This is a genomic window from Flammeovirga aprica JL-4 (assembly GCF_012844305.1).
Classification (GTDB): domain Bacteria; phylum Bacteroidota; class Bacteroidia; order Cytophagales; family Flammeovirgaceae; genus Flammeovirga; species Flammeovirga aprica.
In genome coordinates this window covers 53053-69797 of record NZ_JABANE010000005.1, presented here as the reverse complement: position 1 = coordinate 69797, position 16745 = coordinate 53053, and the positions used below count along the sequence as shown (strand labels likewise).

At 36.6% G+C, this 16745-nt stretch carries 15 protein-coding genes; 8 read left to right on the top strand and 7 right to left on the bottom strand.

Going from position 1 to position 16745, the window contains the following annotated elements:
- Positions 1 to 21: 21 nt before the first annotated feature.
- Both HHU12_RS02715 and HHU12_RS02710 read right to left on the bottom strand, forming a co-directional pair.
- On the bottom strand, positions 22 to 1206 hold the full coding sequence (locus HHU12_RS02715) for a trans-sulfuration enzyme family protein (RefSeq protein WP_169654763.1): 1185 nt from the start codon (positions 1204 to 1206) through the stop codon (positions 22 to 24).
- A gap of 138 nt (positions 1207 to 1344) precedes the next feature.
- Complete coding sequence (locus HHU12_RS02710) at positions 1345 to 1770, bottom strand: OsmC family protein (RefSeq protein ID WP_169654761.1); 426 nt, start codon at positions 1768 to 1770, stop codon at positions 1345 to 1347.
- 87 nt (positions 1771 to 1857) lie between these two features.
- Here HHU12_RS02710 and HHU12_RS02705 point away from each other — a divergent pair, with 87 nt between their 5' ends.
- From HHU12_RS02705 to HHU12_RS02695, 3 genes are all read left to right on the top strand, one after another.
- Positions 1858 to 2166, top strand: coding sequence for a rhodanese-like domain-containing protein (locus HHU12_RS02705; protein WP_169654759.1), 309 nt, complete (start codon positions 1858 to 1860; stop codon positions 2164 to 2166).
- Positions 2167 to 2319: 153 nt separating this feature from the next.
- A complete protein-coding gene (locus tag HHU12_RS02700) occupies positions 2320 to 2766 on the top strand; it encodes a GNAT family N-acetyltransferase (protein ID WP_169654757.1) in 447 nt (148 codons plus the stop codon).
- A 112-nt stretch (positions 2767 to 2878) separates the two neighbouring features.
- On the top strand, positions 2879 to 3412 hold the full coding sequence (locus HHU12_RS02695) for a dihydrofolate reductase family protein (RefSeq protein WP_169654755.1): 534 nt from the start codon (positions 2879 to 2881) through the stop codon (positions 3410 to 3412).
- 71 nt (positions 3413 to 3483) lie between these two features.
- Here HHU12_RS02695 and HHU12_RS02690 read toward each other — a convergent pair whose 3' ends face one another.
- From HHU12_RS02690 to bcp, 3 genes are all read right to left on the bottom strand, one after another.
- Complete coding sequence (locus HHU12_RS02690; RefSeq protein ID WP_169654753.1) at positions 3484 to 4506, bottom strand: linear amide C-N hydrolase; 1023 nt, start codon at positions 4504 to 4506, stop codon at positions 3484 to 3486.
- A 169-nt stretch (positions 4507 to 4675) separates the two neighbouring features.
- Positions 4676 to 5518 (bottom strand): transketolase, encoded by an 843-nt coding sequence (locus HHU12_RS02685; RefSeq protein WP_062615180.1) that lies wholly within the window; start codon positions 5516 to 5518, stop codon positions 4676 to 4678.
- Positions 5519 to 5591: 73 nt separating this feature from the next.
- Positions 5592 to 6041 (bottom strand): thioredoxin-dependent thiol peroxidase, encoded by a 450-nt coding sequence (gene bcp, locus HHU12_RS02680; protein ID WP_169654751.1) that lies wholly within the window; start codon positions 6039 to 6041, stop codon positions 5592 to 5594.
- A 247-nt stretch (positions 6042 to 6288) separates the two neighbouring features.
- Between bcp and HHU12_RS02675 the strand changes: the two genes are divergently transcribed.
- The 5 genes from HHU12_RS02675 to gdhA all read left to right on the top strand — a co-directional run bounded on the left by HHU12_RS02675 (position 6289) and on the right by gdhA (position 11767).
- Entirely contained in the window at positions 6289 to 7353 is a 1065-nt protein-coding gene (locus HHU12_RS02675) for a glycosyltransferase (RefSeq protein ID WP_169654749.1), read from the top strand.
- 93 nt (positions 7354 to 7446) lie between these two features.
- Positions 7447 to 7701: a hypothetical protein gene (locus tag HHU12_RS02670; protein WP_169654747.1), complete on the top strand. Its 255-nt coding sequence runs from the start codon at positions 7447 to 7449 to the stop codon at positions 7699 to 7701.
- A gap of 33 nt (positions 7702 to 7734) precedes the next feature.
- Entirely contained in the window at positions 7735 to 9006 is a 1272-nt protein-coding gene (locus HHU12_RS02665; RefSeq protein ID WP_169654745.1) for an ABC transporter permease, read from the top strand.
- A 23-nt stretch (positions 9007 to 9029) separates the two neighbouring features.
- On the top strand, positions 9030 to 10259 hold the full coding sequence (locus tag HHU12_RS02660) for a PP2C family protein-serine/threonine phosphatase (RefSeq protein ID WP_169654743.1): 1230 nt from the start codon (positions 9030 to 9032) through the stop codon (positions 10257 to 10259).
- Positions 10260 to 10423: 164 nt separating this feature from the next.
- The gene (gene gdhA, locus HHU12_RS02655) at positions 10424 to 11767 is read left to right on the top strand and encodes an NADP-specific glutamate dehydrogenase (RefSeq protein ID WP_169654741.1); all 1344 of its coding nucleotides are present in this window, start codon (positions 10424 to 10426) and stop codon (positions 11765 to 11767) included.
- A gap of 72 nt (positions 11768 to 11839) precedes the next feature.
- On the opposite strand, the gene HHU12_RS02650 is transcribed toward gdhA, so the two are convergent.
- Both HHU12_RS02650 and HHU12_RS02645 read right to left on the bottom strand, forming a co-directional pair.
- The gene (locus HHU12_RS02650; protein ID WP_169654739.1) at positions 11840 to 13480 is read right to left on the bottom strand and encodes a SusD/RagB family nutrient-binding outer membrane lipoprotein; all 1641 of its coding nucleotides are present in this window, start codon (positions 13478 to 13480) and stop codon (positions 11840 to 11842) included.
- 14 nt (positions 13481 to 13494) lie between these two features.
- Positions 13495 to 16509, bottom strand: coding sequence for a SusC/RagA family TonB-linked outer membrane protein (locus HHU12_RS02645; RefSeq protein ID WP_169654738.1), 3015 nt, complete (start codon positions 16507 to 16509; stop codon positions 13495 to 13497).
- Positions 16510 to 16745 lie beyond the last annotated feature (236 nt).

The following is a 16745-nucleotide window of genomic DNA, read 5'->3' as shown; positions in this document are numbered from 1 at the left end:
ATTTATTTTTAAGGCTGATGATTAGCTTAGGCTTTTCGCTAAAGCTTGTTTGATATCAGCTAAAATATCATCTACATGTTCCAAACCAACTGAAATACGGATTAGACCAGGCGTGATACCTACGGCTAATCTTTCTTCCTCTGTCAATTTAGAGTGCGTTGTTGATGCAGGGTGAGTTGCAATTGTTCTTGTATCACCTAAGTTCGACGACTTAGAAATCAACTCTAAGCTGTTCCAGAATTTCTTTCCAGCTTCTACACCACCTTTTATTTCAAATGAAACCAAAGCACCACCTAATCTCATTTGCTTTTTCGCTAATTCATGACCAGGGTGTGACTCCAAGAATGGGTACTTCACTAACTCCACTTCAGAAAGACCTTCTAAAGCAGCAGCAACAGCGTGAGCACTTTCACAGTGCTTCTCCATTCTGATTGATAATGTTTCCAACGATTTCGAAAGAATCCAACCATGGAAAGGTGATAATGCAGGACCTGTATGTCTTGACATAAACTTCACTTTCTCCATCAATTCTTTTGAACCTAGAATAGCACCTGCTAACACTCTACCCTGCCCATCAATGAACTTAGTAGCGGAGTGTGTAACAATATGAGCACCTAATTTCAAAGGATTCTGTAAATATGGAGTAGCGAAACAGTTATCTACATTCAAAATGACATCATGCTTGTCAGCGATAGCCGCTAAAGCTTCAATATCAATAATGTCCAATGCTGGATTGGAAGGTGTTTCGATAAAGATCATCTTCGTGTTTGGAGTGATCGCTTTATCAAATCCTTCTAAATCGTGAATATCAACATATGTATGAGTAACGCCCCACTTAGGTAATAACTGCGTTAGAATTTGGTGTGTAGAACCAAATAATGAACGAGAAGCTACGATATGATCACCTTGACTTACAAAAGAAGCGATACTCAAAAACATGGCCGCCATACCTGATGATGTGGCAATACCAGCTTCCGCACCTTCCAATTTCACTAGCTTATCAATAAACTCGTCATTGTTAGGGTTAGAATATCTTGAATAAATATTACCTTCTACCTCATCTGAAAATAGTGCATTCGCATGGTCAGCATCTTCAAATGTAAAACTTGAAGTGGCATAAATTGGCACAGAGTGCTCTCTGTTTTGCGAACGGGGTGTTTGCGCTCTTACCGCAATAGTTTCAAATTTCTTCTCTTCTTGACTCATACAGTTTGTTAGTTAGATACTTGATTATCAATCAAGTTCCAATATTACTAATTAATAATGAAAATAAAGTCTTCCATTGTGATTTTTTAAGAGCAATTAAAGCTAGTTATCGCACACAATAGACTTTCTAGGATGGTTTTATTCCGCAATAATCTCAAAAGAGTGCGTGATTGTTGCTGTTGATTTTACCATCTCGGCTACAGAACAATATTTCTCTACTGCTAACTCCACAGCACGCTTTGCTTTCGCTTCGTTGATTTCACCGAATAATTGGAAGTGAACATGCACTTTTTCAAACGGTGCAGGTACAGCATCCACACGGTCGCCCTCTACTGAAATCTTCACATCATTGATTACTTGACGTTGTTTTTTCAGGATATGAATCAGGTCAAAACATGCACAGCCAGCCACGCCTGTCAGAACTAATTGCATTGGACTAAACGCACTTCCCTCGCCCATGCCATCCATTTTGCCTTTGCCTGCATCAATGAACAAAGAGTTGCCTTCTTCTGAGGTAGCTTCGAATTTTACGCCTTCATTTACTCGATTTAGTTCAATTTTCATGACTGAATGTTATTTTTATACTTGATTATTTGTTCAATACACAAAGGTTTGATAAAATTACGAAAATACAAACTAAATTAAGGAACTATGAAAAGTATTACTGTAGAAGAGTTCAAAGAATTACAGGAAAGCGGTGCTGACTTCCAGCTTATAGATGTACGTGAAGACTACGAGTATGACGAGGCTAACCTTGGTGGAATTTTAATTCCGTTAGCTACTGTTGTTGATGAAGTAGAACAATTCAGCAAAGACAAAAGAGTGATCGTTCACTGCCGTAGCGGTAAGAGATCTGCTAATGCTATTCAAGCTCTTGAAGGCATGTTTGGATTCACTAACCTTGAGAACCTTGAGGGTGGCATCTTAGCTTACATCGACGAATACGGATTAGACGACTAATTCTATTCACAAGAATACACCTTTTTTTAGCCTTCCTGATCTAGATTATTCTAATTTCAAGAAGGCTTTTTTGTGTATTATCTTTAACAAAGAGCCCAATGAAAAGATCTTTTCCCGATATTTGCCTCATTAATAATCATAATTTATTTATCAATGTCTGATACATTATCCATTGTCATTTTTCAAGGTACTGACTCTGATTGGTGGCCTGCAGTAATGCAAATCCGTAAAGAAGTTTTTGTGGATGAACAGGAAATCGATATTTCTCTGGAATTTGATGAGCTTGAACCAAAAGCTTTTCACTTGTTAGTGTTGGATGACGGACATCCTGCTGGAGTTTGTAGGTTCTTCAAAACAGAAGAAGGATACAAATTAGGACGCTTTGCTGTATCGAAGCCTTACCGCGGTCAAGGTATTGGAAATGCTTTACTTCAAGCGAGTCTCTCTGAAATCGAAGATATCGCAGAAGAAGGAACTAGAATGTATCTCCACTCTCAAACCTATGCTACTGCCTTTTATGAAGATGAAGGGTTTGCCGTGAAAGGTGATGAGTTTATGGAAGATGGCATTCCACATGTATTGATGGAACAATTCGTTTAAATGATATTTGAGGCTGTTAATTATAACAGTCTCTTTTTTTTATGGTGGATTATGGCTATAATGTATGAAGTAGGACAATTTTGAATAACCCAATAGATAAAAAACGAAAGAAATGAATAATAAAGTTTATATCGCTACTAGCATTGATGGTTTTATTGCCGATAAAAACGAAGGATTGGATTGGCTTCAAACAGTTCCTAATCCTAATAATGATGATATGGGATTTGGTGCTTTTATGGACTCCATAGACGCTTTGGTGATGGGAAGAAATACCTATGAAATCGTAAAAGGTTTCGGAGGAGAATGGCCTTATTCTAAGCCAGTTTTTGTACTCAGCACCTCTATCAAGGAAATTCCAGAGCATTTATCAAACAAAGTATTTATCATCAACGGGACATTAAATGAAATCCTGGAACAACTTTATGCTCAAAACTACTTAAACCTGTATATTGACGGTGGTTCTGTCATTCAAAGTTTTTTAAAAGAAGATTTAATTGATGATTTGATCATATCAACTATTCCAGTAGTCCTTGGCGGTGGATTTCCATTGTTTGGCGAAACAGATAAGCTGTTGGAGTTTGAATTGGTTAGTACAAAAGTACATTTGGGGCAAATTGTTCAGACGCATTATTCTAGAAAAAAATAAAAAATAGGGCTGTTCCACTTTTAACTGGAACAACCCTATTATACTTTATCTACCTTTTAATTGAAAACCAATTAGAAAGTTACATTTTCATATTTAGTCACGCTCTTATAGATATCTGAAGATGAATACTTAGCAGTTGCCCAATCAATAGCGTTAACATCTACTTTTTTAATATTCATATCTTTATAAGTACGATAATAATACGCTTTTTCTTTCAAATCGTGAACTGTAAAGTGAGTTACAGTCTGTGGTTCAGGAGCTAACCAAGTCCAGTACAACGTTCCTTGAGCGATATCAAATGTATTAAGCATATTCCATGTGTGGTTTAGAATTGCTGCTTTAGAATCATCTCTTGAAAAATCTGCTGTTGCATTCAAAAAGATAGCACGTTGAAAACGATCTGGAGAAGTTTGGTTTCCGTAAACACCAACTGATTCAACTTGATTGCGATCCACTTTTCTTAGGTCTTGTGCATTATTAAATTTCTCTTTAGCTATTACGATTTGAGTATCATACGAAGGACTGTTTGCCATTGCTCCAACACTTTCATAAACGGTTGGGATACCCATAGCACTTTCTACTTCTACCACAATCGCACGATCATTATCTTGAATAGACCAGTGAGTACCCATTGTACCGAATACATCATTACCTTGATAAATCGATAATTTTGACAACAACTCTACTGCATGATCTACTGATTTAGCATTACCAAGTATATAAGCAGGAACATTCCAGTGGCTTAAATCTCCTTTTCCTTGTGAAGCATACACTGACATCCCTAATTCCTGAGCAGTAATTGATACTCCATGCTCATTCATTCCTGAAGAAATAGTTGTAGCATCTCCAGTACCATGTTGCATAGCGACAAAGCCATATAAAGCTTTAATACCATCTTCAGCAAATTGGTGACCTCTTGGAATCAATGCGAGGTGTTCATGTGCTTCAACAGGCAATTCCATTGAATGACCAACAATACGGCTTCCATCAGGAGCTACATAATTAAAGGAAGTACAAGCAAAAGTAGTTTGTGAAACAGTAAGTATTAAAGCAGTAAATGCTGTAATAAGTGTTTTAATGTTTAATTTTTTCATTTCTAAGAATATTATTAATGTTATATCTTAGAATGGGAAAATAGAATACGTAAACCCTATTTTAAAAAACAGAAAGATCAAACATACTGTAAATCACTCTTATATAAGCACAAAAAAGGCTAGGTAATTCTAAAATCACCTAGCCTTTTTAATATCTCAAAGAGATTGATTAGTAATCACCTAAAGTCTCTTCTAATTGAGCTAAAGCTGCTTCAGTTTGCTCTGCATTTGGAGCAACACCGTGCCACTTGTGCGTACCTACCATATAATCGATTGGAAAGCCCATTTCAGTCTTCATTACGATCATGATCGGCTTACCGTTTCCTGAAAGCTCTTTTGCTTGCGTCAATGCAGCATCTAATTTCTCCATGTCGTTACCTTCAGCAACGATAGTCTCCCAACCAAATGCTTTGTATTTCGCTTCGATGTCGATCAAACTTAACACGTCAGATACATCACCATCAATTTGACGGTTGTTGTAATCGATGATACCTACTAAGTTGTCAATTTTGTTGTGAGCGGCATACATTGCTGCTTCCCAAATTTGACCTTCTTGTTGCTCACCATCACCCATTAAACAATATACCATTTTGTCGTCATTGTTTAATTTCTTCGTCAATGCAGTACCTGCAGCAACTGATAAACCTTGTCCTAATGAACCAGAAGCCATACGTACACCTTCTAAGTGCTCATAAGGAGTTGGGTGACCTTGTAATCTTGAGTCGATTTTTCTGTGAGTAGCCAATTCAGATACTGGGAAGTAACCAGCTCTAGCCAGCGTGCTATAAAAAACAGCTGAAATATGACCGTTTGAAAGATAGAAAACATCTTCACCTACAGCATCCATTTTGAACTCCTTGTTGTGTTCCATGTGCTTAAAGTAAAGTGCTACAAATAAGTCAGCACATCCTAGGGCTCCGCCTGGGTGACCGTTTCCTGCACCGTTTACCATTCTAACGATGTCACGTCTTACTTGAGACGCTATTCTTTTCAATTCTGCTATCTCTGCCATCTTTCTTTGATGTAAGCTATTTATTATATGTTCATTGGGTTTTTATACCCAAATTTTATTTCCGACTGCAAACTTAACCAATTATCTGTTTAGTATGCTCTTTCGTCTTCACCTTTTTAATAATGTCCGTTAAAATTCCCTCTTCATCGATGATAAAAGTGGTTCTGACCGTACCCATGTACTCTTTTCCGAACGTTTTTTTCAATTGCCAAGTACCATACAAGTCATGAACTTTGTGATCTACGTCTGCCAAAAGTGGAAATGGCAACTCATGTTTGGCAATAAATTTCTGGTGACGCTCTTCAGAATCAGTACTCACGCCCAATACCACATAACCTTCAGACATTAACTTTTCATAGTTATCTCTCAGGTCACAAGCTTGAACTGTACACCCTGGAGTCATATCCTTTGGATAAAAATATAAAACTACTTTCTTCCCTTTAAAATCGGATAGTTTTACTGTATTACCATTTTGATCTACGCTCTCAAATTGCGGAGCTGCTTGTCCTATTTCCAATGCCATAATTGTATTGTTTTAGTGTAATTTGTTGTGTGCTGACAAATGTAAAAGTTTCAGAGGGAGTTACAAAAAATGCATTTACCTTAAATCAATATATTTAGGAAGTTGGGGCATTTCATCAAAATGAAATAGTTTACTTCTTATTTTTGCATTAAGTTTGAAAAAAACATCAACCACTTCACAAGAACCTTTATAAATCACATTGGAATTCTGTTTTTTAATACTGAGTATTTTCTATTTTCTTTATTTGATGAGATTAATCCATCTCTGGAATTCTTCTGTCACAAAAAAATCCGAACAGACATTCAGCACCTCAGTTTCTATTGTAGTGGCTTTAAGGAATGAAGAAAGTAACATTTCCTCATTATTTCAATCCCTTATCAATCAGTCCTACACGAATTACAATTGTTATTTTATCAACGATCATTCTGAAGATGCCACACTTCAACACTTACAAGAATTCTGTAAGAGTTATGATCATTTTCATGTAATTTCTCTAGATTCAGAGGAAAAAGGGAAGAAAATGGCTATTCGCAAAGGTGTAGAACTTTCTGACAGTGAACTGATCATTACTACTGATGCAGACTGTATTCATGATGCTGAGTGGATTCAAACGATGGTTGAAAATTACAATAGCTACCATAAACCTCAATTGCTTTCCGGCCCTGTACAATTTTCACCTTACCGAACATTTTCACAAAAACTGATGACCATTGAATTTGGAAGTCTGATACTTACCGGGGCAACTTCTATTTTGAGTAGACAACCTAATATGTGCAATGCGGCCAACCTTGCATTCCAAAGAAAAGCATTTCTTGAGCAGAATGATTATGAAAAACATATCCATATTCCTACAGGTGACGATGAATTCTTGATGCATCAAATTGCAAAAGAAGACCCTTCAAAAATTCAATTTGTAAAAGATACCAAAGCGATTGTAAAAACGCCTCCGCCTTCAGACCTGAAATCTTTTGTTCAACAAAGAATAAGATGGGCCAGTAAATGGAGGCATTATGACAATACATTACCTCAAATCAGTGCAGTTTTTATTTTCTTATTACATTTTAGTTTTATAGCTTCTTTGATCTCCATTGCTTTCTTTTCAGGAAATTCGTTAATATTGCTCTCGGGTATGGGCGTAAGGCTATTAATAGAATACATTTTTAATAGGATCATTCTAAGATGGCAAGGCGATAATCAGCTTGTAAAATGGATTCCCCTTGTTTCTCTTCTCTATCCTTTTTATGCATTCAGTATAGGTTTGCTTGCTACTTTTAGTCCATATTCATGGAAGAACAGAAAATATAAGGTTTAGAATAGCTTAGAAAACGTGCTTTTGACGAAAAATATTTTACAAACCTGCGCTTAATCTTTCAAATTTGTTATTTTTGAAATAAGATTTTTTTTTATGACTGATATAGAATACAACATTCTTGACGAGCTCTATTTTGTAGTGAGTTTCAAAGACTTACTCTCAGAAACTTCTCTCCAAGAAAGTACTTTAAAAATTGAATTAAAGCATTTGATTGAAAAAGGGTGGGTACGTTCTTTTTCCTCTCCTTCGGAAGAAATTGAAATTGAACTTTCGGATTATGAGAATTTATACTCATCATTGTATTATCTTGCCTCAAAGAAAGGCTTGTTGGCTCATAATTCTCAATAAAGACACTAACTTTTATTCTTTTACATAGCATAAATGACAGCGTACGAAGTACATAAACCACCATCTCACTTTGTCAAGAAGAGACTAAAGAGGAATACTCCTGCCATGGTTTCTATTGTCTATATTTTCATATTGGCATGCATGGCTATTGCAGGCTATTTGATCATGCCTGATGGTACGCACTTTGCCAATGATGGCCTTTTAGAAACCGCTAAAAAGCCACCAATGTTTTCGGTAGATGTACTGAAAAAGAAAAAAGACATTGTAGTACATACGCCTTCGGTGATTGATATTTTACTGAATGGAGAGGAAAATAAATTCTTTGAAATTCCGATTGTCGGCACTCCAAAAATCATAGGTGACTCGGTATTTTTTGTGGTGTACCCTGGTTTAGAAAAAAAATCACTGCACACTACAAAAAGGTTGGAAATGGGACTGCCTTTGGTAGAAGTTGTAAAATCTATTTACTCTTCTCCTTCAGAAATTCTCGGTAAAAACCTGCCACACAACTATCTTACTAGAGGTGATTCTACAATCTACCTTGATGAGAGACAAAATGTAAAGAAAGCCTACAGAAACGACCTTATTAAAGAGTTTCAGAGCAAGCATGTGGAAAAGAAAACCTTTATTCTAGGTACAGATAAAATTGGTCGTGATGTATTAAGCCGATTGATTTTCGGCACAAGAGTATCATTGACCATTGGTTTTATTTCACTGATCATCTCATTGACTATTGGTATTTCCATTGGTGCCATGAGTGGTTATTTTGGTGGATATATAGATAAAATTGCTTTATGGCTAATGACCATTACTTGGTCTATTCCTGCCATTATGCTGGTAGTGGCAGTCCGTTTAGCGTTGCAGAGTGAAGGCGTTTGGGTCACGTTCGTAGCAGTCGGCCTTACAATGTGGGTAGAAGTTGCACGTGTGATCAGAGGACAAATTTTATCCATCAAACAACAAGACTATGTTGAAGCGGCAAGAGCTTTAGGTTATTCGAATACCCGTATTATCTGGCATCACATTTTGCCAAACGTATTGAGCCCTCTTGCAGTAATTTGTGCTTCCAATTTTGCCTCAGCAATACTTATTGAAGCAGGTTTAAGTTTCCTTGGTCTGGGCGGACCACCGTCAATGCCGTCATGGGGAACGATGATTAAAGAAGGTTTAACAGAATTAACACCTAGTGGACATTGGCATCTGATCATTTTCCCTTGTCTTGCTATTAGCCTTACTGTTTTGGCCTTTAATTTAATTGGGAACGGGCTTAGAGATGCCTTTGACCCACATACTAATTCTAAATAAAATATTATTGTATTCATATATCTATGGCGAATCTTATTGATAAACGATTAATGCTAAAAGAAATGCAGTTGGAATCTCTTTTTGAGACGATAAGTGCAATCAATGCTAATAAATCGGAAGAAGACCTTTATACTATCTATAAACTAACACTTTCATCAAACCCTAGTATTTCAAATCTTCTTCTTTTTGTTTTTGATGAAGATTTGCAAGAACATGTACGTTATGTTAATTATGGCAACCATGATCATGATTTAACAGAGCGTTTCCCCAAACTTTTTGAGGATTACACTAAAACTTCAAAAGTAAAGGTTAAACCTGAAGGGTTTGAAAATTTTGATACTATCATTCCAATCAAACACAAAAACGATGTTTTGGCTTATGCTTTGGTTGGAGTTGCCTCGGAAAAACATATCGACTTTCATGACTCAGGCTTTACAGAGGCTTTGAGCAATATTATATTGGTAGCAATCGAAAATAAAAAGCTAGCCAGAAAAGAAGAAAAGCAAAAAGAAACAAAGAAGCAGTTGAAAATCGCCTCTCAGGTGCAGACGATGCTTTTCCCTAGAAACTTGCCTTACGGCGATGATGTTCCTGTTTCGATTCACGCAAGCTACATGCCCCACCACTCTATCGGCGGTGATTATTATGACTTTATCCAGATGACGGATACGAAGTTTTTAATCTCCATTGCCGATGTATCAGGAAAAGGGGTTCCAGCTGCTATTTTAATGTCCAACTTCCAAGGGACAATACGTGCTTTGGCAAGAAGAAATATGGATATTGAGAGCATTGTTCATGAGGCCAACACTCAGATTTTAGAAAGTGCTCAAGGTGAGAATTTCATCACTGCTTTCTTCATGGTGTACGATACCGATACACAATGCATCCACTACATCAATGCAGGACACAACCCTCCTTTCCTCTATAATGAAAACAAATTCTCTCGTTTAGAAGAAGGTACAACTATTTTGGGGTCATTTACAAAATTACCTTTCATTGAAGTTGGAGAAATTAATAACTTGCGCAAGTTCTTCGTTTTCGGGTTCACAGATGGCTTTACTGAAACCTATAACGACGAAGATGAAGAGCTAGGAGATGACAAGTTATTAGAGTTCTTAACTGCAAATGTTCAGTTCGATCAGAAAAAAATGCACAAGAATCTTATTGCACTCCTTAATACTTTCAAGGGTCATCAAGCGTATGCTGACGACATCACTTTATTATCATGTAAGGTGGACCTTGAGAAGAGTTAGTAGAAATCATTCTTTTGAAATGGAATTTATTATCCAAGATCTGAGTTAATTACTAAATATATTGACTCTTCATGATTAATAGTTCTATCAAAAGAAGATTTAAACTTTGCTCTGGCAATAAACACATATTTTATTACTTATATTAATTACTAACCTAGAATTAAATGCAAAAGCTCGAGTTAAAAAGCTTCATGCAGGGTTTAATCAGAAGAAATCCTGGACAACCAGAATTCCACCAAGCTGTGGAGGAAGTGGCAGAGAAATTAATTCCATTCATCAACGAAAACCCCAAATACTTAGACGCCTCGATTCTGGAACGAATGACAGAACCAGATAGAGTAATCAGTTTCCGTGTAACGTGGATGGATGACGAAGGCAACATTCGTGTAAATAGAGGCCACCGTGTACAATTCAACGGTGCTATTGGTCCTTACAAAGGGGGACTTCGTTTCGACAAGTCGGTATCATTAGGTACTTTAAAATTCTTGGGTTTTGAACAAGTATTGAAGAACTCTTTAACAACGCTTCCAATGGGTGGTGCTAAAGGTGGTTCTGACTTTAACCCTAAAGGAAAATCAGAAGCAGAAATCATGAGATTCTGTCATGCATTCATGACGGAACTTTACAGATATATTGGTAAGGATACTGACGTTCCTGCCGGCGATATTGGTGTTGGCGGTAGAGAAGTAAGTTTTATGTTTGGTCAATACCGTCGTATTGCCAACGAATATACAGGTGTTCTTACAGGTAAAAACTTAGCATTTGGCGGATCAAATGCTAGAACTGAAGCAACAGGTTATGGTTCAGTTTATTTTGCAAAAGAAATGCTTGCCGTTAGAAATGATGATTTCAATGGTAAAAAAACGGTTGTATCTGGATCAGGTAACGTAGCACAATACACTGTTGAAAAATTAATTCAGCTAGGTGCAACTGTTCTTACCGTATCAGACCGTGGCGGTTTCTTACATGATCCCGATGGCATTGATGCTGAGAAATTGACTCACATCCAACAGTTGAAAAACGTAGACCGTGTTTCTTTAGGTGAGTACGTGAAGAAAGACCCTGGTGCTACTTATACTGAAGGTCAGAGACCTTGGGGCATCAAAACTGATTTAGCATTCCCTTCTGCAACTCAAAACGAGTTGGATGAAAAAGATGCTGAAACTCTAATTACTAATGGATGTATTCTTGTTTGTGAAGGTGCCAACATGCCTTCTACAAATAAAGCCGTAAAAGTATTTGAGAAAAATAAAATCATGTACGGTCCTGGTAAAGCAGCCAACGCAGGTGGTGTAGCAATCTCAGGTCTTGAAATGACGCAAAACTCAATGCGTTTACAGTGGAGCTTCGAAGAAGTTGATGAAAAACTTCAAGGTATCATGAAGAAAATCCACGCTAAATGTATGAAATATGGTCAAGAAGACGGATGGGTTGACTATGTGAAAGGAGCAAATATTGGTGGCTTTGTGAAAGTTGCTGATGCTTTATTGGCATATGGTGTGATCTAATTTACTCCGTTTATAAATAAAAAACAGGCTAAGTCGTTTCATTATGACTTAACCTGTTTTTTTTATATCCTATTAGTGGTGATCTTTTGCCCACCATAAATCACTCATAAAATCATTACTTCCATTTTCTAAAGCTTGAACTCCAGAATTGTACCCTTTACTGTTGGCACCTTGCTCACGGCTAGGATATAATACGCGTCCTGGAATTTTCCCATTGGATCTGTTATCTGGATGATTGATTTGTTTTTTGGTAACAATAGAAGGATAATGTGTACGTCTCCATTCTGCATAAGACTCATATCCATTAAGTAATAAAGAAACCCATTTTTGAGTATGAATTTCATCTAAAGCCCCTTCTAAACCCATTGCCTTATTACTTCCTAAAGTTGGAATAGAAGCTAAATAATCATCTACTTGATCTGCTTTTAATGCTTGTTCAGCATTATACATCTCCATTAATTCCATTCCTGCTTTAATCCCACTTCTATATAAAGTGTTTGCATCTCCTGCCCCATTTACTAACCCCTTTAATTGAGCCTCTGCTAATAAAAACTGAACTTCAGCGTAATGCAGAACAACAGTTGGAGCATTTAAGTGAACTAAATTTTTACGATGCGGCTGAGCAAATCCATAAACACCTATCCCATTTTCAAACTGACTATCAAACTGATTCTCATTTGCAAGGTCTGTCATTTCACTTACTTCTAAACCATTCGGCAACCCTTTATAATCTTCACTATTTGAAAAATACTTTTCATCTGAATTATAAACACCTGCTAGAAAACCTAATCTGGGATCTACCTGATCAGAGTAGTTTCTCAACACATCAATAAAAGTATCTGAGTATCGGAATAGATGACCTCCTACTCCACCATAATTAAAAAACACTCTGGAAGTGGGATTCATATAACGGCTATTATCACTGAAATGATTTAAGAAAATATTATCAGCATTAGATTGCAGAACGCCATTATCATACGCTTTTTGAGCATATTTTCGTGCAACCTCTGGCGCCTTATCAGATACTCTTAATGCTAGCCTCAACATTAAAGAATTACAAAATAAATTCCACTTATCGATATCCCCACTAAAGAATAAATCACCATCAATAAAAGCCTCAGCTTGGGAAGGTGGATTGCTCAATACTTTCTGAGCATCTTCTAACCTTTCTAAAAGCCCTTTTATATTTAGAGTTTCATTTCCAAGATAAATGTCTTGTTCATGGTCATATCTTGGTTCAAAAATCCCTTCCGTTGCTCCTTTACCCGCTTCAGAATAGGGAATTGGTCCATAAAAATCAGATAAGCGATGAAAGTTCCAAACCTGTAACACCTCTATCACAGCCAATTTCAATGCATTCTTCTCTTCATTCTCATTTTTTAATTCATAGGCCATCATCTCCAAATTATTAGTACATTCTCTGAAAATTCTCTCCCAGAAGGCAGACATATACTCTTCATTATAAGTATAATAATTTCCTGACCACGATTTTGAGGTCGCAGACAAATGCTGTACAAATTCCTCAGCATAAATCAGGTTCCCTCTCCAAACATCATAATCATCTCCCACCCCATGCAAAATAGCGTACGCTAAAATGTTATCATGTGTCATGTTGGTTGATTTATTAGGGTCAACGTTGATATCTGTGTTTACACAAGCGGAAAATGAAAACCAAAGTGTGATAACTAAGGCTGTTTTATATATAATTTGCATGATTGTTTTAGTATTTAGAATGAGACATTTAGATTAAAACCATAGCTTCTTACAGAGGGAAGTGCTGTCATTTCCACGGCTCTACCTGTACTTGATGCGTTTAGAATGGCCGTCGGATCTATATTTTCAGTTGCTTTCCAGATAAAAAATGGATTACTGACCACTGCCGATATTCTTGCAGAAGACAAGTGTATTTTTTCTAATAGCGATTTAGAAAAACCATAACCTAAACTGATTTCTTTCACTCTGATGTAAGATGCATCTCGGATAAACTCTGAATTGATTTCTGAAATTCTGTTGTAGTAGATTTCAGGATTTGGACCTATACCTTGAGTATAATATAGATCTCTTCCCTCTAAGGTATTGATATGGGTTCCCGATTGGTACATAGCAGCATTTGTCCCAGAATAAAACTGTCCCCCAATTTGCTGATCCAATAATATGTTCAATGACAGTTTTTTGTAGTTGAAGTTAGAAGAATAACCTAAAATCGCAGTAGGATTCATACTTCCAATTTGTACTAATTCCGAAGTGTAATTAGGGATTCCATTCTCATCATATACTATTTCTCCTTTATCATTTCTTGAATAGTCTCTACCCATAATCACCCCATATTCTTCACCAACAATCGCATCCACTCTTACATCACCATAATCACTGATGGTAATTTTCTCCATATCTCCAATCAAGCTGTTCACTTTGTTTCTATTTTGAGTGTAATGGATTCCAACATTCCAATGGAAATTTCTATTCACAACGGGAACAAGATTTAATGAAACCTCATAACCTGTATTACTCATATTTCCAGCATTCACCATTCTGCTAGTAAAACCTGAAGCATCAGAGATATCCATATTGATGATCTGATTTTCTGTGATTTGATCATAGTAAGTGAAATTGAAATTTATTCTATCATGAAAGAATCCTAAGTCTGCTCCGAACTCTATAGAAGAAGTCATTTCTGGCAATAAATCTGCATTATTCATTGCTCCAGAATACCCTGCTGGTAAAATTCTATTTCCATTTTTATTATTGAAACCATTGCCGGCTGTTCTGAAAGTCTGATACAATTTATAAGGATCGGTATCTGAACCTACTTGTGCCCATGACCCTCTGACTTTTGCCAAAGTGAACCATACAGGCAAGTTCACTTTCTCAGAGAATACAATGCTTGAACTGAAAGAAGGATAGAAATACGAATTATTTCCCGCAGGTAATGTTGATGTCCAATCATTTCTTCCTGTCACAGTCAAATACAACCACCTATCATAACCAAAATCCAAAGATCCGTATATCGAATTCATTTCTTTTTCGGAATGGTTCTGAGTACCTGAAACTAAACCTGCATTACTTACATGATACCAATCAGAATAAAATTGCGTCATCTCTATACCCACATTATTCTGTGAAAACTGCATCATATTGGCACCAACGATGCCCGACACATTAAACTTCCCTAAGTCTTTATTTAAGCTTAAGTACAAATCATGGTTCATCTCATATCGTTCTTTCATACTTTCCTTGCTTTCACCATTACTGATATAGGGTGTGCCTACTGGTGTAATGCTCAAGTCTCTTCCTGAAGTGAAATCAAGGCCATTTCTGTAATTAATTTTAACCCCTTTGAATAACTCAAAACCAATATTTGCGGATAGTAATACTTTATTTTCAATGTCAGTGATATTTAAATTATCCATCACCCAGTAAGGGTTCAGTGTATACACATCATTGATAAAACTCGGGTTTGCTCTATTCTTTTTCAAAATTTCTGAGGATTGGGAAGCCGGCATTCTATGATAGGCATTACTAGGATTAAATGTCGATTCACCTCCAGAAGATCTGCTTGCATCTTGATGGATATAAGTCAACTTTGTATCTAAAAATAATCGTTTTGACTGATCTGTATTGATTCGGGCTGAGATAGAGTTTCTTTGAATAGTAGAGTTAGGCTGAATATCTTGAACTTGTTGATTGGCATATGAAATTCTAGTCTGTACGGTTTCATTTCCGGCCGAAATTGCAATACTATTATTAAAAACATGTCCCATACTGAAAAGAGACATTGGGTCCCATTGATCATTATATTGATATGTATTTCCATCAAAACCTACATAATTTTGTCCATTTATCTTCTCTCCCCAACTCAATAAACCGGTGTCCATTGCTTCCGCTTCTGATGATGGAACTCTCCCTTGCACCCCTTGTCCATATGTATTTTGACGAGCAGTAAGCATATTATTAGGTACACTCCAGATCATCGATGAATTAAAATCTATTCCTATTCCATCTTTCTTTTTACCTGTTTTTGTCGTAATCAACAAAACTCCATTTGAAGCTCTAGATCCATATAATGCCGTTGCAGCCGCACCTTTCAATACACTTGTCGTTGCAATATCATCAGGGTTAATCATAGAAAGAGCATCTCCTTTATCAGTACCACCCCATTTTCCAACACCACCTTTTGTTCTTCCATCCATTGGTACTCCATCAATAACAATCAGTGGATAATTATTGCCTTTTAATGACGCATTACCACGAATAGAAATGGAAGAAGCTTGCCCTGGTCTATTTCCCGAAATTTGCACACCTGTTACTCTCCCACCTAAACTGTTGGCAATAGAGCCTGTATTTACCTGAGTAAGATCTTCACTACTCACTTCAGAAACCGCATAACCTAAAGCTTGTTTTTCTTTGGAAATTCCAAGAGCCGTCACGACCACTTCTTTGAGTTCCTCCACCTCTTCCTCCAATACTACAGTCAAATTTTCTAAGCTGACCACCTCAAGTTCTTTTTGCTGATACCCCACAAATGTGAAAACCAACACTTGACTTATTTCTACATCCAATGAAAACTTCCCGTCCATATCAGTAATCACACCATTAGAAGTTCCTTTTATTGAAATATTCACACCAGGAAGACTAGCTTGATCTTTTGCATCAAGCACTTGACCATGGATACGATTTTGAGCGTAAGAAGTCAGGTTCGTTATTATAAAAATTACGAACACAAGCAGTTTAATTTTATACATTTTTATCTGAATTGATACGTTATGAACAAATCCTTTTTAATAGAGCAAGTCTGAAACCTCTTGTTAGTTTTTTCAACTTCATCTTAAAAAGCTTATCACAATGTTACAGGGCAAGGGTGGCATTTATCACGTACAATTGGGGGTACAAATGGGATAAAATTATTAAAAAATCTAAAATCACTAACTCAACAAAATACACATCACTTACAAAGGTAAATGGGTTTGCTTTAGTAAAA